Genomic DNA, 18,626 nt, shown 5'->3' on the forward strand with positions numbered 1-18,626 from the left:
TTAATTGTTAATAGGCGATTGACAATTAACAAATATTAATATATTTGCACTCCCAAACATATCCGAAAAGGGAGTGTGCCGCCCGGATGGCGAAATTGGTAAACGTTGCGGTCTCAGAAGCCGTTGGGAGCAGTCCCTTGAGAGTTCGAGTCTCTCTCCGGGCACATAGGAAAAGGCGAATCTAGTACAGATTCGCCTTTTTTATTTGATTATTTTTTCGTTTGAGCCGCTCAATCTCCCCCCTCACCATATTCCAATTTGTAGTCGCCGATGTGTTTTTGACTACGGACGATCTTTTTTCTATGGATGGTGAAATTGAACACACCTAACGCCAAAACGATAGCTGCAATGACGAAAAGAACGTACTCGTAAATAAGTCCGCCGGGTAGGTCCAGCAACCGGTCGACAGAAACACCCGCCACCGCGAAGTACATGGACGTCCGCAGGAACGACAGGAAGGTAGACTGGTTAGCCAGGATGGTCCGCTGGAGGGCGAGCCGCTCGCGTAGGATCAAATCTTTATTCATAACGCAAAGTTACAAAACGTTCTCGTCCCTACCACCATTTCCGTATATAGCCAGACTTCACTAACTTGCAGCCGTTACACACGAATACAACAACCATGAAGCACAAAGCACTTATGATCGCAGCAGCGTTAGCCACCGCAGGTGTTAGCCAAGCCCAGAAACCGCTCACCCCCGAAATGCTCTGGCAGCTGGGCCGGGTGTCGGCAGAATCCGTCACGCCCGATGGCAAGGACGTGATCTACGGCGTCACTTACTACGACATTACCGAAAACAAATCCGAGAAAAACCTTTACCGCATCCCCGTATCGGGCGGAACGGCCCAACAGCTCACCACCGGTGAGGGAGGCGAAAGCGTCGTCCATATCGACAACCAAAGTGGCACCATCATATACCTCCATAAAGGACAACTTTGGCAGCTGAGTCCCGGAGGCTCCGAACCGACACAGTTGACCGAGTACCCGGAGCCCCTACATAACGTCCGCCTCTCGCCCGATGGCAAACACATCCTCTTTACCCAAGCCGTACCCCTCCAGGAAATACACAGTACCGACCGCCATGCGGACCTACCAAAATCTGATGCTTATGTGTATGACGCACTGGATTACCGCCATTGGGACACCTGGGCCGATGGCTCATACCACCATGTGTTCTACGCCACCTATAACGACGGCGAATTGGGTATGCCAATCGATATCATGGCCGACGAACCTTACCATACCCCCCAACAGCCTTTCGGCGGCAGGGAAGACGTCATATGGAGCCCCGACGGCCGGGGCATCCTCTACGTCAGCAAAAAAAGCGTCGGCACGGCCTATGCCCAAACCACCAACACTGATATTTATCGGTACGAACTGGCCACCGCCACAACCATCAACCTCACCGAAGGGATGGTGGGTTATGACCAGGCTCCGGCGTACAGTCCCGATGGGCAGCGCCTGGCATGGCTGAGCATGGCCGAAGACGGCTACGAATCCGACAAAAACGACATTGTCGTTTTCGACAAAAAAGCCAGCCAGCGTTATAACCTCACCAAAGACTGGGACGGTACCGTAAATGGTTACCAATGGAGCAACAATGGCCGCACCATCTGGTTTACGGCCGCCGTGAAAGGAACCGTCCAGCTTTTCGAAATCCATCTACCCAACAATCTAGGGGATGCAACCGCACGCCAGATCAGCCAGATCAGCCAAGGGCAGCACGATATCGCAAGCATCGTTGGCCAAGCGGGTAACCAACTGGTGGTATCATTCACCAACATGAACCATGCCGCCGAGCTGTACCGTTTCGACCTGGCCAGTCATCAGCTCACTAAAATCACATCGGTAAACGACGAGCGCTATGCCGGCATCGCCAAAAGTAAGGTCGAAGCGCGTATCTCGAAGGCGACCGACGGCAAAGATCTGCTGTCGTGGATCATCTATCCGCCGGATTTCGACCCGGCCAAAAAATACCCGACGCTGCTTTACTGCCAGGGTGGACCGCAGGGGGCGCTCTCGCAATTCTACTCCTACCGTTGGAATTTCCAACTGATCGCTGCACAAGGGTATATCGTCGTGGCCCCCAACCGGAGGGGCATGCCGGGTTATGGCGTGGAATGGAATGAGCAGATCAGCGGCGATTGGGGCGGCCAAGCCATCGACGACTACCTCTCGGCGATAGACGACATGGCCAAGGAACCTTATGTGGATACCGATAGGCTGGGTGCCGTAGGCGCCAGCTATGGCGGGTACTCGGTTTTCATGCTGGCGGGAGTACATGAAAACCGCTTTAAAACATTCATCGCCCATGATGGTTTATTTGATATGCGCAGCTGGTATGGTACCACGGAAGAACTTTTCTTCGCCAACAAGGATCTTGGCGGACCGTATTGGGACGAGCGGAACGCGAAGACGTATACCGACTTCAACCCCATTACCCGCGTAGACCAGTGGAACACCCCCATTATGATCGTACAGGGTGGCAAGGACTACCGCGTCGGCATCGAGCAGGGACTCGAAGCATTCCAAGCGGCCCAATTGCGCGGAATAAAAAGCCGACTGCTGTATCTACCAGACGAAAACCATTGGGTATTGAGTGCGCAAAATGCCCTCGTATGGCAGCGGGAGTTTTTCCGCTGGCTGAAGGAAACATTGTAACGGAAAAGGATATTTTTGGTATATTTTATGCTTACTATTCGATAAAAAGAGCACCATGGAAACAAAGAACCTATTGAAGGCCGCCGCTTGCACGATGATTGTTGCATTTGCCATTAGCGCATGCCAGACCAAGAAAACGGCGAACAGCGAAAATGCGGACCCTGCGCACAATAGCATGAACTCGGTCGATTGGGCCGGCACGTACCAGGGTACATTACCGTGCGCCGACTGCCCCGGTATACGATACACCCTTACATTAAAAGACGACGAGACGTACGTGCTAAAAACACGCTACCTCGAGAAAGGCGACTCCGTGTTTACCGAGTCGGGTGCTTTCGCTTGGGATGAAAACGGTGGAAAAATCACCTTGGCCGACCGCGGCGAAAAATTCCATGTAGGTGAGAACAAGCTGTTCCACCTCGACATGGAAGGCAACCGCATTACGGGTTCGTTGGCCGAACACTATATATTGACCAAAATGACCAACCAAATCACCGATCGGTATTGGAAACTCATTGAAGTGAACGGACAAGCCGTAGCCGACGGATCTACTCAGAAGGAACCCTACATCCAGCTAAATAGTGAGAAAAACCGGCTGCAGGCCACCGGCGGATGTAATGGCTTGGGCGGCACTTACGAGCTGAAAGAGCCGAACCGCATATCGTTTTCGCAACTGATGGGCACCATGATGGCCTGTGAAAACATGGAGGTCGAAAATGGACTGAAACGGGCGTTGGAATCGGCCGACAGCTACCACGTGCAGGGCGATACCTTACAACTCTTCCGCGCGCGGATGGCGCCATTGGCCAAGTTTGTGGCCATAGAAAAATAAAAGTCCATGCATAAAAAAAGAGGTGCCTCTACGGAAGCACCTCTTTTTTTATGCATAGAATGAATGTTATTTCAATTCGAGGAACTTATCATATTCAATTTCCTTTTCTTCCAACTTTACCAAACCCTTCAGGTAATCGAACACCTTAAGTGCCTTCACCTCATCAAAGAGCCGGTTGGCCTGTTCCTTGTCGCCGAGCAACTGTACCGCATACTGGGCAAGCTGCTGGTCGGTGATCTCCTGGCCCGGGTTATACATCTTAATCTGGGCGGCTATACGTTCTTTCGCTAGTGCCAATACCTCTTCGTATTTTACTTCAAGCCCATTCTGGGTGATAAGGCGGTTCTCGATCAGCGTCCACTTCAGGTTCTTGATGAAGTCGGCAAAACCTTCTTCGAGCTCATCCTCCTTGATCTCGGGGTTGCTTGCTTGCAGCCAACGCTTGAGGAACGCCTCAGGGAAATCTGCCTTCACCGCGTCGAGGCCTTTCAGGTAAAGATCATTCTGCAGCTTCTGCGTAGCATTCTGCACCAACATATCCTCCACCTCGGCTCTTACTTTCTCCTCAAATTCGCTTTCGGAGGTAACCACCCCCTCACCAAACACCTTGGTGTAGAACCCCTCGTTAAGTTCTGCCTCTTCGAGCCGGTTCACATTCTTTACGGTCAGTTGAAACTGCGTGTTTTCCAGCGCCTCAACCGCCTCTTCGGAAATGCCGATGATGCGGGCGATATCCGCTGCCGACTGGAACGCCTTCTTGATATCAATAGTTACCGTATCATCCTTTTTCAGGCCGATAAGGGACTTCTTGATTTTCTTATCGTCGATCACATCCGTACGAACGGATGCTGTGTTCACGATGCCGCCTTCCTGCTCCTTGCCGTCGGCATCCAGTTGCTTCAATTCGCTGTACAGCACGTCGCCATCTTCCGATACGTCGGGATTGGTCATTTTACCATAGCTGCGGCGGAGGTTCTTGATGCGCGATTCCAATGTCTCCTTATCGGCTTTGATAACGTACTGGGTAAATTTAGATTTCTCGGTAAATGGTATGTCAAACTGCGGTGCCAGCCCTACCTCGTATGCAAAAGAAAAGTTATCGACAAAATCCCAATTGTAATCGGTGTCGTCCTCTTTCGGCAAAGGCTGCCCCAAAACTTCAAGCTTGTTATCACCGATGTAAGCGTTGATCTTATCGCTTACTACCCGGTTTACCTCATCAATCAAGATCGCCTTACCATAGGTACGCCTGATGTGCGAAACAGGCACCATACCGGGCCGAAAACCGGGCAACTTGGCTTTCTTGGCTTGTTCTTTAATCGCTTTATCTACTTGTGGGTTGTAGTCATCGGGGGCTAGGTCCACCGTGATGACAGCGTTGGTTTCGTCGATGTTCTCGTGTGAAATATTCATACTCAATTTTAAGCGTTTATCGCATTTACATAAAAAATCCTCCCGATTTTCCGGGAGGATCCCGATGTTTCGGAAGGATTCAAGTGCGGAAGAAGGGACTCGAACCCCCACGCCTTTCGGCGCCAGATCCTAAGTCTGGTGCGGCTACCAATTACGCCACTTCCGCATAGGATTTCTCTTTGGACTGCAAAAATAGGGTTATTTCTTTAAATCGACAATATCTTTTTGCTTTTTTGCTATTTGTCTTTTCGTCCGAACACCGAAAAATGCACATACCGACCTGGCCGGGCTTTCATATCGGCAATCAACTCCTCCAGATTTTTGGAAGCTTGGTTGAGGTTTTCGTACAACTGCTCGTCGTTCAGCAGCATACCAATAGATCCTTGTCCCTGGTTAATGCGGTCCGTGATCGATTGGAAATCGGCCATCGCTTTATTCGCGCTCGTAATGGTCTGCGCAAAATCGGCCTTCGCTACTTGGTCTGTAATGGTGTTCAAATTAGCCAATACGCTACCGATACGCTCATTGTTTTCTTTCAGGTTACTGGTAATCGATTCCACATTGCCCACGATATCGCTGATGCGGTTACGCTCGGATACGACGAGGCCATCCAATTGCCTGGTAATACCTTCCAGGTTCTGCAACGAGTTGGCGATGCTGTTGATGCTGCGATTGAAATCCTGCTGGAAGTCCTTATTGATGGTATTGTTGATGGAATTCAGCACCGAATCGAGTACCGCAGCAATATCCTGTGCTTTCTTCTGGATAGGTTCTACCTGCTCCATGATGTTTTTCTGTATGCCCGCAGGGAGCTCGTCGCCCTCCTTTGCGTACACGGCACTGTCGCCAAGCTCAAAAACGATCGCTTTGCCACCCAACAAGTCGGTGCTAGAAAGAAACGCCACGGTATTGACCGGAACCGCATAGTCGCGCTTAACCTTCAACTCCGTGCGTATCCGTCCATCTTGCTGCAGCTCCATCTTCGATACCCGGCCAATCTGGTAGCCGTTTACCAGGATGGGTTTCGACTCGGTGAGTCCATCCACACGGTCGTAAATGGTATAGAGGGTGATTTCGCGGCTGAACACGTCGTTGCCCCGCAAAAAACTATAGCCCAAGATCAATATCGCAATGGCGACTACCGCCAATATGCCTACTTTGGTTTCGTTTGCTATTTTCAAGAGTACCTTTCGTTTTAGTCTGTTAAGCCATAATGCGCTAAGCTAAGAAAAGCTCGTCAATACTACAAAACAACTTTAGCGCCGATATTGTTTAGCAACCTTTTTTTTAGCGCTCTACCTGCTTTTTATAGGACTTGATCGCGTCGACCAAGTTACCCACGATTTCTTGCTGCCCTTTTGCCGACAGCATATAGGTCTCTTCATTGGGATTACTCAAAAATCCGATTTCGGTCAATACCGCAGGCATCCCCGCCCGAGCCAATACCGCTAAGCTAAGCTCCTGCACCCCACGATCTACCCGATCCAATTTGGCGTACTCGTCTTGTATATAAGATGCGAGCTTGATACTTTGGTCGCGATATTGGTTTTTCATCAGCGAAAACACAATGTAACTGGCCGGATCGTTGGGATCAAACCCCTGGTAATTTTCTTCGTAGTTGTCTTCCAGCAGGATATCCGCATTTTCACGGATCGCCGCATCCTGTTCGCCCAACCGGCTAAACCCCGATACGAACGTTTCTGTGCCCCGTACCGTTTTGTCTTGCCGGCCCCGCTTTATCGGAGTCGCATTGCAATGAACCGAAATAAAGAGGTCAGCATGATGTTTATTGGCGAACTCGATGCGTTTGTATAGATCCACATCCACATCCGTCGTCCGCGTGTACAGCACTTTCACCCCCGGCATCTCTTTTTCGATGGCTTTACCCAATTTCAGCACCACTTGCAGCACTACGTCTTTCTCGAGCGACTTCGCTCCGCTTGTACCGGATTTGTTGCCACCGTGGCCGGCATCCAAAACGACCGTACGGATGGTATACACCGTATCCTGATGCCCATTTGCATGTAATATGGCAGGAAGCACCGCAAATACGATGAAAAAAAGAAAAGGCGCAATGAAACGTTTTGTCATATCTGAAAACACCGAAGTCCTAACTATTTTAATTAATTTTGTACGCAATTCTGATATTGCAAAAATAATATTCATTGTCAAATTTGAGGTCGGTTGCTGTTATTTTTTCTTTCATTTCACTATTCTTAACGATGTGCTCGGCCGTTTCGGTATCTGGCCAGGAAATTTTACCGCCGGATAGTACCCGAATGGATACGCTCATGAGGGGTACTGATACCCTGTCCATGGACACCTTAGCCGTGGATTCGACGGCACTGGACTCACTGGGCACACCGGCCGACTCCATCCCCCAGGAACCCGATGGACTGAGAGCCGTAGTATCCATCGTGGCCCAAGACTCGCAGGTTACCGATATCCGTAATAACATCATTCACCTTTATAAGGAAGCCAAAATCAAATACGAAGGATTCGAACTGGCTGCCGACTACATCCGGATAAATAACAACACCAACGAAATCTATGCCAGTGGTGTATTTGACCACAATAATAAATACGTAGGTAGGCCGGTGGTCATCTTCCCCAATGAAACGCCGAAAGTCGTGGATTCGCTGCGGTACAATTTCAAGTCGGAAAAAGGCGATACGTGGGGGATTTTCACGGAAGTGGAGGGCGGCTTTATCCAAGCAAACCGGGTGCGCAAGAACCAATACAACGAAATGTCGCTCTACCACGGCTTGTACAGCACCTGTAACCTGCCCGAGCCCCATACCCATTTTGGCATCCAGATCAGTAAAGGCATCGTTACCGAAAACCAGATCATATCGGGCCCCGCATACCTCGTAATGGAGGGGGTGCCGCTCAAGTTCATCACCATCCCCTTCGGCTTTTTCCCCAAACCCAATAAGCGATCATCCGGGTTCCTCTTCCCGACGTTCGGCGAGGAATTCAACCGCGGTTTTTTTATGCGCGATATCGGTTGGTACCTTGCCTTCAACGACTATTGGGACAGCGAAATAAGGGGCACCCTGTATTCCAAAGGGTCATGGGAAACCTCGCTAAGTACCCGTTATCGTGTCAACTACAAATTCAATGGAGGGTTTAATATCCGTTACTCCGAAACCAAGAGCGGCGTGGAAGGGACACCGCAATACACCTCAATTCCAGATTTCAACGTCACATGGAACCATAGCCAACTGCAGGAGGCTAACCCCGGCACCACGTTCAGTGCCAATGTAAACTTCGGCACCAGCACCTATACCCGAAATACCGCTGCCGCCGGAACCCTTAACGTAGAAGAAATCACCCGCAACTCGATGAATTCGAGTATCAGCTATGGCCGGACGTTTCTCGATGGTAAGATAAACTTTACCAGCAGCTTGCGGCACTCGCAAGATATGGTAGCGAAAACGATCGCACTCGACCTCCCTACGTTCTCGCTCAGCGTGAGCTCATTCAACCCGTTCGACTCCAAAGACCGTGTGGGTGAACAGAAATGGTACCAGCGCATCAACATGAGTTATTCGCTACGGGGCGATAACATCCTCAACGCGAAAGAGGCTGGACTATTCAACAAAAAAACATTAAGCCAGTTCCAGCACGGCTTCCAGCATAGCATCCCCGTGAGCCTTTCGCTCAACGTATTGAAATTCTTCCAGTTCAACTCGAGCGTGAACTACACCGAAGGGTGGCACTTCCAAACCTACCGCCAGCGGCTGGAAAATACGCCCGGTGGATTTGAAGTGTTGCGCGATACCGTGAACGGATTCCGGCGGTCCTACAACTATTCGGTATCGTCGGGCCTGTCGACCAAAATCTACGGCATGTACCCTAAAATCGGAAAGATACAGGCCATGCGCCACGTCATCACACCCTCGTTCAACCTTAATTACCGGCCCGACTTTTCCGACCCCCAGTATGGCTTTTACCGGAAATTTATCGATGCCCGGGGCGAACAGACCCAGTACTCCATTTTCCAGGGCAGCCGCTACGGATCGCCGGGAGCCGGACGCTCCATGGGCATCGGCTTCTCTATCGACAATAACTTGGAAGCCAAAATATTGAGCAAAAAAGACACCACCGACGGTGGAGTAAAAAAAGTACCCATACTCCAAGGGCTCACCTTCAGCGGCAACTACAATTTCGTAGCCGATTCCTTTAAGTTATCCAACATCAACTTTTCGGGCCGGACCGCCCTGTTTAATCAGAAAATCAACCTCAACTTCAACGGCACGTTTGACCCGTATGCGTTCGATACTCAGGCGGGCAGGCGCGTAAACCGCTACATAATCAAAGATGGTAAGCTGGCGCGGCTCACGAACTTTGGCCTATCATTCGATTATAGCTTCAACCCCGAAGCCAACAAAAACCGACAGGATGGCCTCGACTCGCTCGATAATCAAAAGGCCAATATGACGCCCGAGCAACAGCAGCAACTGGCCCGCATCAGTTCAGATCCGAACGCTTTCGTCGATTTCAACATCCCGTGGAACCTCGCGGGTTCGTTCAGTTTCCAATATGCCAACCCGGGAACCCGAGCGCGTACCACCGCCACGCTCAATATCCATGGCGATTTCAGCGTGACACCCAAGTGGAAAGTCCAGTTCAACTCGGGGTACGACTTTGTGCAAAGCGAAGTTTCCATGACCCGGTTCAGCATTTACCGGGACCTCCATTGCTGGGACATGTCGTTCGGCTGGGTGCCTTTCGGGAATTACAAAAGTTATAACGTAACCATTAGGGCCAAGGCTTCTATTCTACAAGATTTGAAGTTGACCAAACGAAACGACAACTTCGGCAGTTTCTAAGATATGAAGGCAGAAATCATTACCATAGGCGACGAGATACTGATCGGGCAAATCGTTGATACCAATTCGGCATGGTTGGCTCAACAGCTGAATGCCATCGGCATCCACGTCAAACAGGTGACCTCCGTGGCCGACCACCCGGCCGATATCATCGTTGCCCTCACATTGGCTTCGGGACGGGCCGACGTGGTGCTGATCACCGGTGGACTGGGCCCCACTAAAGATGATGTGACAAAGCAGACGCTATCGGTGTACTTCGGCTGCGGCATACACCGCGACCCGAAAGTATTGGCCCATGTGGAGTCGATATTCAGCAGGAATAACCGACCCATGCTCGAAATAAACCGCCGCCAAGCCGATGTGCTCGATAAGAGCGAAATCCTCTTTAATGATATGGGTACCGCTCCGGGCATGTGGTTAACACATAAGGAGAAACCATACATCATCATGCCGGGGGTGCCGTTCGAGATGAAACACATCATGCGGGAACGCGTGTTGCCACGGCTCAGCAACATGGAAGGGCGCCAGCCACTATGGCACCATACGGTGCTCACTGCCGGTATCGGCGAGTCGTTCCTGGCCGAGAAGATTGCCGATATCGAAAGTGCGCTGCCGCCCCACATCCATTTGGCTTACCTGCCCAAACCCGGACTGGTACGGCTTCGGCTTACAGCCACGGGCGGAGACCTGGCGGCACTGAAACAAGAAACAGCGGCTATCGCTAGCCAATTGAAGGAGCGCCTGGGCGATCATTTCCTCGCCGACGAAGATACCGCGTTGGAAATACTGATCCGTGACTTTATGCAACAGCGGAAACTTTCGCTCGCAACCGCCGAGAGTTGCACGGGTGGTAACATTGCCCGGCTAATTACCGCATTGCCGGGTAGCAGCTCCATGTTTGAAGGCGGCGCTGTAACCTACTCCAATGCCGTGAAACAAGCGACACTAGATGTAAAGGCCGAAACCCTCGAGGCGCACGGGGCCGTAAGTGAACAAACCGTACGCGAAATGGCCGTAGGTGCACAAGATCGCTTCCAGGTAGACTATGCCGTTGCCGTAAGCGGTATCGCCGGACCGGACGGCGGCACGGCCGACAAGCCCGTTGGACTGGTGTGGATTGCCGCGGCTGGCAAATCGGGCGTCGTTGCCCACCAATTCCTGTTTGGCCGCGACCGGGCGATCAATATTGAACGGTCTTCCGCTGCGGCCTTGTTTATGCTTTGGCGATTGCTGCACGCGGAGAACCCTGAATAAACCGATAGTATTCAGCTTTGGGCGTCATCCCGTTATTTTATTTCGAACGAAAACAATAAAACAGAATAAAGTTTCGTTGTTTTATTTTTAGTCAATTATTTATGTAACTTAGACGCGTTTCAATCAACAATGCGGAGAACAGTAATACGGAAAAATCGTTATGGCGACATACAACTTACAACTGCCCCGGATGGGAGAAAGCGTATCGGAAGCGACGATCGTCAAATGGCTGAAACAACCGGGCGATCGCATCGAAGAGGATGAGTCGATCCTGGAAGTAGCCACAGACAAAGTGGACTCCGATGTACCCGCACCGGTTTCGGGTACACTCAAAGCCCAGCTTTTTACCGAGAATTCGGTGGCACAGGTTGGCGATGTCATCGCTACGCTCGAAGTAGAGGAAGCCGATGCCAATGGAACCGTCGAAACTGTATCACCCGTTGTTTCCGATACCATCGAAGCAGAGGAAATCCCAGGTATAGATCAATTGCAAGATAACGAAACAACAACATCCTCATCCTCGCCTTCAAAAGACGGCGCTAGCAAATTCTACTCGCCCCTGGTGAAGAATATCGCAGCAGAAGAAGGTATGAGCACCCAGGAGCTCGATAGCATCCCCGGAACCGGGAATGAGGGTAGGGTAACCAAGCAAGACGTGCTCGATTACCTGACTTGGAAAAACGACCCGGATGGACCATCTACCTACGGAAGTCTAACGCGATCTACAGAAGTTATCTTCTCGCAACCGCCACCGGAATCAGAAAACACCTCTAATGACACTGCTCCGGAACGATCGATCAGTGACACACCACCGGAAACATCAATTACCATTCCCATAGCCCCTCAAGACGAAATCATCGAGATGGACCGTATGCGCCGATTGATTGCGGACCATATGGTAAAAAGCGTCCAGACGTCACCACATGTATGCTCCTTCGTGGAGGCCGATGTGACCAACCTCGTCAATTGGCGCAACAAGATAAAGGGAGCCTATGAAAAACGCGAAGGCGAAAAAATCACGCTCACCCCGATATTCATCGAAGCCGTGAGCAAGGCCCTCCGCGACTTCCCAATGGTCAATGTTTCCGTCAATGGTACGCAAATTATCAAAAAACGGCATATCAATATCGGCATGGCGGCAGCGCTTCCGTCGGGTAACCTCATTGTACCGGTGATCAAAAATGCCGACCAGCTAAGTTTGGTTGGACTGGGCAAAGCGGTAAATGACCTGGCTAACCGTGCGCGTAATAACAAACTACGCCCCGACGACACGCAAGGCGGTACGTTCACCCTGACTAACATCGGTGCATTTGGCAACATCATGGGTACGCCCATCATCAACCAGCCACAGGTGGCGATACTGGCAGTAGGCATGATCACCAAGAAACCTGCGGTAATTGAAACGGAACATGGCGACATGATCGGTATCCGCCACATGATGTACTTGTCGCTTTCTTACGACCATCGTGTAGTTGATGGGGCATTGGGTGGCCGCTTTGTGAAACGTGTAGCTGATTACCTGGAAAACTGGGATGTGAACCGGGAGGTTTGATGTGACGATTTCAAGATGTGACGATTCAACGCGAATCAACATCGGAAATAACGCTCCGGTAACGGAAATATAAGAGTAAGGACGACGTGAGCAGACCCAGTGTAAGTCCGCACCAAATACCTAACACCCCGAAGCCGAGCACGATACCCAGCAGATAAGCCACCGGCAGTCCGATGAGCCAATAGGCCACAAATGTAATCAGTGTAGGGATATTCACATCGCCGACGCCCCGCAATACGCCCAACCCCACTACCTGCGTACCATCAAACAGCTGAAACAACCCCGCGATGATGAGCAGCTGCGCAGCGATGCCGATAACAACCGTATCTTTTGTGAAAATCCAGGGCAGGTACTGGTTCAGCAGCGCAAACAGCAATGCGCTTACTCCCATCAAGAGTAGCACGATGTGGTAACTGGAAATTGCAAACCGCCGTAAGCGGAAAAAATTCCGTTGGCCGAAGCTATTTCCCGTCTTGATGGTGGCCGCAGCCGCAACACCACTCGCCATCATATACGTCAGCGCCGCCAGGGTAATTGCAACCTGGTGCGCCGCTTGCTCATGGGCACCGATCGTTCCCGCAATGACGGCAGCACCGGCAAACGCCCCCACTTCAAACACGTATTGCATAGCTACCGGGGCACCGATTTTCAAAATCGAACGGCAGCGTGGTAAATCCAGGTAAAATAACCTGAACCGTTCCAAATACCGGTTGAAGTTGACCGACCGGAATACATAGAAACCCATTACCGCAGCCATTAAGCAACGGTCTATCAAGGTGGCATACCCTACCCCACTCACGCCCATTGGCGCCACACCAAACATGCCTTTCACGAAAACGATGGCCAACACCACGTTGAGTACATTCCCCCATATGGTGATGCGCATGGCCTCCTTGGTAAACCCCAACCCTTCTGCAAATTGCTTGAACGCACTGAAAACCATCAACGGTACAATGGATAAGCTTAAGATAAACAGGTATGGTTTCGCTTCATGCACCACGGCCGGGTCCTGGTCGAGGTGGTCAATGGCGGCCATCGACCCGAAATACACCAAACAGAACAGTCCGATACCCGTAAACAGGTTGATCCATATGCTGTTGGATAGCAGAGCGCCGCATTCCACATGGTTTTTGCGACCGTTTTCTTGTGCAATTAGCGGTGTCAGCCCATAGGCAATGCCCAAGCCCATGACCATCACAATCATAAATATGCTATGCACTAACGATACGGCAGCAAGGGGGATGGTGCCGGCAAAATGGCCCACCACAATACTATCGGCCACTTGGACCAACATGTGGCCCAATTGCGAAATCACTACCGGACCGGCCAGTACCAACGTACTGACGTAATAGGGTTTGTATCGTTTCAATTGCCAGCCCATGCCTGCTTTGATTTGCGTTTTTGGAGCGCCAAAGGTACAACATTGTCCGTAAAAAAAGCTCCGAGAGCCTTGCGTGAAGTGGCTTTTTAACCAATTATATGCGGAAAAACAAGGCGACCCATGGATATAAAAAAATTTACCCCTACCTTAGCGGATGGAAAATTGAGCTATTGTTATGTTGAGTACAGTAATTGCATTCTTAAACATTGGAACGAGTGAGATGATGCTCATCGTATTCGTGGCCTTGCTATTATTCGGTGGTAAAAAGCTTCCGGAATTGGCACGCGGGCTGGGCCGTGGCATACGTGAATTTAAAGATGCTTCGGAAACCATCAAGCGCGACATCAGCGACCAAATCAACAACTTCGAGAAGGATCTGGATGTGAAGGATGCTATTGACGTGAAGGATGTTATTGTGGAAGACCACGAGCCGAAGAAGCTGAATGAGAATAACCCCACGGCACCCGCGGGAACGTACCAGCATAACCCCGACCCCAGTCGTGAGCCCGACTACTACGGCAGCGAGGGACCCTATTACCACAACGACCACAACGCTGGCGAAAATGCGGAGGTAAGTACTGACAGCAACAATACATCATCCGCACCGGAGAAAAACCCACAACAACCGGTTAGTGAAGAAAAGAACCCCTAAGGGAATATGAGCCATCACATCCGTATTGGCCAAGAACTTGCGTTGTCGGCACGGCAGGTAAGTACAGCCATTTCGCTCCTCGATGACGGAGCCACCATCCCATTTATATCCCGCTATCGCAAAGAGATGACGGGTAGCCTCGACGAAGTACAACTCGCCCAAATACGCGATCGCCTCCACCAGTTGCGCGAACTCGACAAGCGTCGGGAGGCTATTCTCAAATCGCTAGTCGACCAAGGTAAGCTGACTTCCGAATTGGAGGAAAAGGTACGAGCTGCCGAAACGATGGCTGCGCTGGAAGATATTTACCTCCCCTATCGGCCGAAACGGAAAACCCGTGCTAGTGTAGCGCGCGATCGCGGTTTAGAGCCTCTTGCTCAGCTGGTGATGCGCCAAGACGGTACGGACGTCCGCGAAGCCGCCAGTGCATACGTAGACGACGCAAAATCGGTAAACGATGTGGAAGACGCATTGGCTGGAGCCCGCGATATCATTGCGGAAACCATTGCCGAAGACGCCGCAATACGAGCCAAAACACGGCAGGTCTTTCTAGAAAAAGGAACGTTCGCAGCCCGGGTGGTGCCCGGCAAAGAGGAAGAGGCATTAAAGTACAAGGATTACCACGAGTGGACGGAGCCACTGAAAACAGCCCCCTCCCACCGCATACTGGCCATGCGCCGTGGCGAAAAAGAAGAGCTGCTCTACTTGGATATCGAAGTACCCGAGACCGACGTGCTCCCTTTATTGGACAATGCCTACGTTAAAGGTGCAGGCGAAGCCAGTACACAGGTGCGTATGGCCATGCTCGATGGATACAAGCGGCTCCTCAAACCGGCCATGGAAACCGAGGTACGTATGCTTACACGCCAACGTGCCGACGAGGAGGCTATACGGGTATTCGCCGGCAACGTAAGGCAATTGCTATTGGCAGCCCCGCTGGGGCAGAAACGCCTCATGGCCATCGACCCCGGCTTCCGCACCGGCTGCAAAACCGTTTGTCTTGACGAACAGGGCGCATTGCTCGAAAACACGACGCTGTTCCTCCATACCGGTACCGGGGGAGCTGAACAGGCCGCTAAAACCATCCACACGCTGATCGAAAAGCACCAGTTGCAGGCAATCGCCATTGGTAATGGCACGGCCGGACGTGAAACAGAAGCCTTTGTGCGTAAGCTGGACATCCCCAACGTTGCCGTGGTGATGGTGAACGAAAGCGGAGCCTCTATCTATTCGGCTTCCGATACCGCCCGAGCCGAATTTCCCGACCATGATGTCACCGTTCGCGGTGCCGTATCCATTGGCCGCCGGCTCATGGACCCGTTGGCCGAACTGGTCAAAATAGACCCGAAGTCCATCGGCGTGGGCCAGTATCAGCACGATGTTGACCAATCGAAGTTACAGCACTCGCTAGATGACACCGTTGTCAGCTGTGTCAACGCTGTGGGGGTCGAACTCAATACCGCTTCCAAAGAAATCCTATCCTACATCTCCGGTCTGGGACCATCACTGGCGCAGCAAATCATCAACTTCCGCCAGGCGCACGGCGCATTCCGCAACCGCGAATCGCTGAAGCAGGTGCCACGGCTCGGCGAAAAAGCCTTTGAACAGGCTGCGGGTTTCCTGCGGATACGCAACGCACAGAATCCACTAGATGCCAGCGCAGTCCATCCCGAGCGTTACGCTTTGGTTGCCCAAATGGCTGCTGATCTGGGCTGCGAGGTGGCTGACCTACTACGCGACGAGCATCGCCGTAAACAGATTGAGCTAAAGAAATACGTCAGCGAACATGTGGGTATGCCCACGCTGCACGACATCCTGGCCGAGCTGGCCAAGCCGGGGCGGGACCCGCGCGAGCAATTCGAGCCCTTTTCGTTTACAGAAGGTGTAAACCGTGTTGCCGACCTCCGTATTGGCATGCGCCTACCGGGTATCGTCACGAACATCACCAACTTCGGCGCTTTTGTAGATATCGGCGTACACCAAGACGGGCTGGTACACCTCAGCCAACTGGCCAACCGCTTTGTAAAAGATCCCAACGAATTGATAAAAGTTCAGCAGAAGGTGATGGTAACGGTTACCGAAGTAGACGAGAAACGCAACCGGATAAGCCTCTCCATGAAAACGGAAGAGCGTCCTGCAGCCAAACAAAACGAACGTCCCAAGAAACAAAACGAACGTCCGAAAAAGCAGCGCAAGCCTACTAAAGCACGCCAAGCGGAAACCGACATGGCCGCTAAACTAGCGGCATTGAAAAGTAAATTTGGGTCCTAACCGAACAAGTCACTAGAAAGGTAACGGTCGCCACGGTCGCACGCGATAAACACAATGACGCCCGAGTCTAGTTCGGTGGCTAGCCGCACCGCGCATGCCATTGCACCGCCGCTGCTCATCCCCGCAAATATCCCCTCCTCCCGCGCCAATTGCCGCGCCGCTGCTGTTGCATCTGCTTGCGAAACATCCATCACGCGATCGACCCGCTGGGCGTCGTAGATTTTAGGCAGGTATTCGGTCGGCCAGCGACGGATACCTGGAATAGACGACCCCTCCAGCGGCTGGCAGCCCACGATTTGCACCGCTGGATTCTGTTCTTTCAAGAACATCGAATTGCCCATAATACTGCCTGTTGTACCCATGGCACTCACAAAGTGGGTGATTCCGCCTTCCGTGTCGCGCCAGATCTCCGGCCCCGTGGTTTGGTAATGGGCAAGGTAGTTGTCGGGGTTCGCAAATTGGTTGAACACATAATAATCGGGACCGGCTCCCTTTTCTTCGGCATAATCACGGCATGCCTCAATAGTATCCAACAGCGTTACCTTTGCTCCGTAGGCTTCCATGGTGAGCGTTCGCTCCCGTGTGGAACTCGATGGCATCACCAACTCGATAGACAACCCGAAAACCCGCGCCATCATGGCCAACGCAATACCTGTATTACCGCTAGTAGCTTCGATGAGTTTCGTTTCCGGGGTAATATCGCCCCGGTCTATCGCACTTCGTATCATATGGAGCGCTGCACGATCTTTCACGCTCCCCCCCGGATTGGTACCCTCCAATTTAACGTAAATCGTCACTTCCGGGTTGGGGTTTAGTTTCTCAAGTTTTACCATTGGGGTATTTCCCACGCAATCAATCAATGTATGCATAGCCTAATGTATTGCCTTTGAGTCTACAATTTTCACGGTAGGTTGGTGATAAACCGTCGAGTAAGGTGGTATGCTAGAGGTAAGCCAAACATTTCCACCGATGACACTGTCGTGCCCGATGACGGTATCTCCACCCAAAATCGTTGCACCGGCATAAATCACCACATGGTCCTCAATAGTGGGGTGGCGCCTGGTATTCGCCAAAATTTTCTCCACGCTCATGGCCCCCAAGGTAACCCCCTGATACACTTTCACCTGATTACCTATCACGGCCGTTTCGCCGATCACCACGCCCGTACCGTGGTCGATGCAGAAGTATTCGCCGATGGTAGCTGCAGGGTGGATGTCTATACCGGTTTGCGAATGGGCATATTCCGTCAGTATCCGTGGTAAAAGCGGCACTTCGAGGTCCATCAGGGCATGGGCCAAGCGATACAATGCAATGGCCAGGAATCCAGGATAGGTACGGATCACCTCGAAGGTGCTGGTAGCCGCCGGGTCCCCTTCGAATAACGCCACGGAATCGGTGTACATAACCCGTTGCAGTTCGGGCAAAGCCGTGTAAAAACGTCCGGTAACCTTCTCGTGATTGCATGCTTCACACGCCTTTGTGCGGTTGAGAATGTTGAGCAGGTCTGCCTCCGATTGGCCAAACTGCACCTTAAGTTGCTCCACGTCTCGGTTGGGATGGGTTTGCCGTTCAGGAAAAAGCAAATCCAACAGGTGCAATGCCCATTCGGCAATCACACCGTTGGGCGGCACGTCCGCGATTTCCCTTTGTTTATCGTATAGTCGTTGAAAAAACGCTTCGTTCATCGTATCCGTCATTAATCGTTTCTGTTATGATAAGTGGCAACTAAGGACGTAAATTATTTGCATGTTGGCAACAATATCCATTTTTTAAA

14 protein-coding genes and 2 tRNA genes are annotated in these 18,626 nt (G+C 51.5%); 8 read left to right on the top strand and 8 right to left on the bottom strand.

All coding sequences use genetic code 11. The annotated features are described in order from the left end of the window. The first annotated feature begins 80 nt into the window (after positions 1-80). Positions 81-164: transfer RNA gene (locus U9S71_RS14920), tRNA-Leu, on the top strand. Between the two features lie 66 nt (positions 165-230). Here the strand turns inward: U9S71_RS14920 and U9S71_RS14925 are convergent. Next, complete coding sequence (locus U9S71_RS14925; protein ID WP_326328344.1) at positions 231-527, bottom strand: DUF202 domain-containing protein; 297 nt, start codon at positions 525-527, stop codon at positions 231-233. A gap of 95 nt (positions 528-622) precedes the next feature. Here U9S71_RS14925 and U9S71_RS14930 point away from each other — a divergent pair, with 95 nt between their 5' ends. Together U9S71_RS14930 and U9S71_RS14935 are read left to right on the top strand one after the other, a co-directional pair. Then, on the top strand, positions 623-2,662 hold the full coding sequence (locus U9S71_RS14930) for a S9 family peptidase (RefSeq protein WP_326328345.1): 2,040 nt from the start codon (positions 623-625) through the stop codon (positions 2,660-2,662). Between the two features lie 55 nt (positions 2,663-2,717). Continuing rightward, on the top strand, positions 2,718-3,494 hold the full coding sequence (locus tag U9S71_RS14935; protein ID WP_326328347.1) for a copper resistance protein NlpE N-terminal domain-containing protein: 777 nt from the start codon (positions 2,718-2,720) through the stop codon (positions 3,492-3,494). A gap of 66 nt (positions 3,495-3,560) precedes the next feature. On the opposite strand, the gene tig is transcribed toward U9S71_RS14935, so the two are convergent. The 4 genes from tig to U9S71_RS14955 form a co-directional block, all read right to left on the bottom strand. Then, entirely contained in the window at positions 3,561-4,907 is a 1,347-nt protein-coding gene (gene tig, locus U9S71_RS14940; protein ID WP_326328349.1) for a trigger factor, read from the bottom strand. A gap of 84 nt (positions 4,908-4,991) precedes the next feature. Beyond that, positions 4,992-5,073 (bottom strand) — tRNA-Leu (locus U9S71_RS14945). 70 nt (positions 5,074-5,143) lie between these two features. Continuing rightward, positions 5,144-6,088: an MlaD family protein gene (locus U9S71_RS14950; RefSeq protein ID WP_326328351.1), complete on the bottom strand. Its 945-nt coding sequence runs from the start codon at positions 6,086-6,088 to the stop codon at positions 5,144-5,146. A 106-nt stretch (positions 6,089-6,194) separates the two neighbouring features. Then, a complete protein-coding gene (locus U9S71_RS14955) occupies positions 6,195-6,998 on the bottom strand; it encodes an N-acetylmuramoyl-L-alanine amidase family protein (protein WP_326328353.1) in 804 nt (267 codons plus the stop codon). A gap of 188 nt (positions 6,999-7,186) precedes the next feature. On the opposite strand from U9S71_RS14955, the gene U9S71_RS14960 reads away from it, so the two are divergent. From U9S71_RS14960 to U9S71_RS14970, 3 genes are all read left to right on the top strand, one after another. Continuing rightward, positions 7,187-9,742 carry a putative LPS assembly protein LptD gene (locus U9S71_RS14960; RefSeq protein WP_326328354.1) on the top strand — a complete coding sequence of 852 codons (2,556 nt, stop codon included), beginning with the start codon at positions 7,187-7,189 and terminating at the stop codon, positions 9,740-9,742. A gap of 3 nt (positions 9,743-9,745) precedes the next feature. Next, positions 9,746-10,996: a competence/damage-inducible protein A gene (locus U9S71_RS14965; RefSeq protein WP_326328355.1), complete on the top strand. Its 1,251-nt coding sequence runs from the start codon at positions 9,746-9,748 to the stop codon at positions 10,994-10,996. Positions 10,997-11,156: 160 nt separating this feature from the next. Next, positions 11,157-12,548, top strand: coding sequence for a dihydrolipoamide acetyltransferase family protein (locus U9S71_RS14970; protein WP_326328356.1), 1,392 nt, complete (start codon positions 11,157-11,159; stop codon positions 12,546-12,548). 25 nt (positions 12,549-12,573) lie between these two features. Here U9S71_RS14970 and U9S71_RS14975 read toward each other — a convergent pair whose 3' ends face one another. Further along, positions 12,574-13,929 (bottom strand): MATE family efflux transporter, encoded by a 1,356-nt coding sequence (locus tag U9S71_RS14975; RefSeq protein ID WP_326328357.1) that lies wholly within the window; start codon positions 13,927-13,929, stop codon positions 12,574-12,576. 175 nt (positions 13,930-14,104) lie between these two features. Between U9S71_RS14975 and tatA the strand changes: the two genes are divergently transcribed. Together tatA and U9S71_RS14985 are read left to right on the top strand one after the other, a co-directional pair. Continuing rightward, positions 14,105-14,581 (top strand): twin-arginine translocase TatA/TatE family subunit, encoded by a 477-nt coding sequence (gene tatA, locus U9S71_RS14980; protein WP_326328359.1) that lies wholly within the window; start codon positions 14,105-14,107, stop codon positions 14,579-14,581. A 6-nt stretch (positions 14,582-14,587) separates the two neighbouring features. Then, positions 14,588-16,852 carry a Tex family protein gene (locus U9S71_RS14985; protein ID WP_326328360.1) on the top strand — a complete coding sequence of 755 codons (2,265 nt, stop codon included), beginning with the start codon at positions 14,588-14,590 and terminating at the stop codon, positions 16,850-16,852. Here the strand turns inward: U9S71_RS14985 and cysM are convergent. Further along, a complete protein-coding gene (cysM, locus tag U9S71_RS14990) occupies positions 16,849-17,721 on the bottom strand; it encodes a cysteine synthase CysM (RefSeq protein ID WP_326328362.1) in 873 nt (290 codons plus the stop codon). The two genes, U9S71_RS14985 and cysM, sit on opposite strands and share 4 nt — an antisense overlap. Positions 17,722-17,724: 3 nt before the next feature. Then, entirely contained in the window at positions 17,725-18,549 is an 825-nt protein-coding gene (locus U9S71_RS14995; protein ID WP_326328363.1) for a serine O-acetyltransferase, read from the bottom strand. Positions 18,550-18,626: the final 77 nt, after the last annotated feature.

The sequence above is a fragment of the Parapedobacter flavus genome (genome assembly GCF_035818675.1).
GTDB classification, from domain to species: Bacteria; Bacteroidota; Bacteroidia; order Sphingobacteriales; family Sphingobacteriaceae; genus Parapedobacter; species Parapedobacter flavus.

Bases quoted from the DNA above. Each gene is read 5' to 3' on its own strand.
- U9S71_RS14965 (WP_326328355.1), top strand. From the start codon at position 9,746: ATGAAGGCAGAAATCATTACCATAGGCGACGAGATACTGATCGGGCAA.
- U9S71_RS14995 (WP_326328363.1), bottom strand. From the start codon at position 18,549: ATGACGGATACGATGAACGAAGCGTTTTTTCAACGACTATACGATAAA.
- U9S71_RS14955 (WP_326328353.1), bottom strand. From the start codon at position 6,998: ATGACAAAACGTTTCATTGCGCCTTTTCTTTTTTTCATCGTATTTGCG.
- tig (WP_326328349.1), bottom strand. From the start codon at position 4,907: ATGAATATTTCACACGAGAACATCGACGAAACCAACGCTGTCATCACG.
- U9S71_RS14975 (WP_326328357.1), bottom strand. From the start codon at position 13,929: ATGGGCTGGCAATTGAAACGATACAAACCCTATTACGTCAGTACGTTG.
- tatA (WP_326328359.1), top strand. From the start codon at position 14,105: ATGTTGAGTACAGTAATTGCATTCTTAAACATTGGAACGAGTGAGATG.
- U9S71_RS14930 (WP_326328345.1), top strand. From the start codon at position 623: ATGAAGCACAAAGCACTTATGATCGCAGCAGCGTTAGCCACCGCAGGT.
- U9S71_RS14960 (WP_326328354.1), top strand. From the start codon at position 7,187: ATGGATACGCTCATGAGGGGTACTGATACCCTGTCCATGGACACCTTA.
- cysM (WP_326328362.1), bottom strand. From the start codon at position 17,721: ATGCATACATTGATTGATTGCGTGGGAAATACCCCAATGGTAAAACTT.
- U9S71_RS14985 (WP_326328360.1), top strand. From the start codon at position 14,588: ATGAGCCATCACATCCGTATTGGCCAAGAACTTGCGTTGTCGGCACGG.
- U9S71_RS14935 (WP_326328347.1), top strand. From the start codon at position 2,718: ATGGAAACAAAGAACCTATTGAAGGCCGCCGCTTGCACGATGATTGTT.
- U9S71_RS14970 (WP_326328356.1), top strand. From the start codon at position 11,157: ATGGCGACATACAACTTACAACTGCCCCGGATGGGAGAAAGCGTATCG.
- U9S71_RS14925 (WP_326328344.1), bottom strand. From the start codon at position 527: ATGAATAAAGATTTGATCCTACGCGAGCGGCTCGCCCTCCAGCGGACC.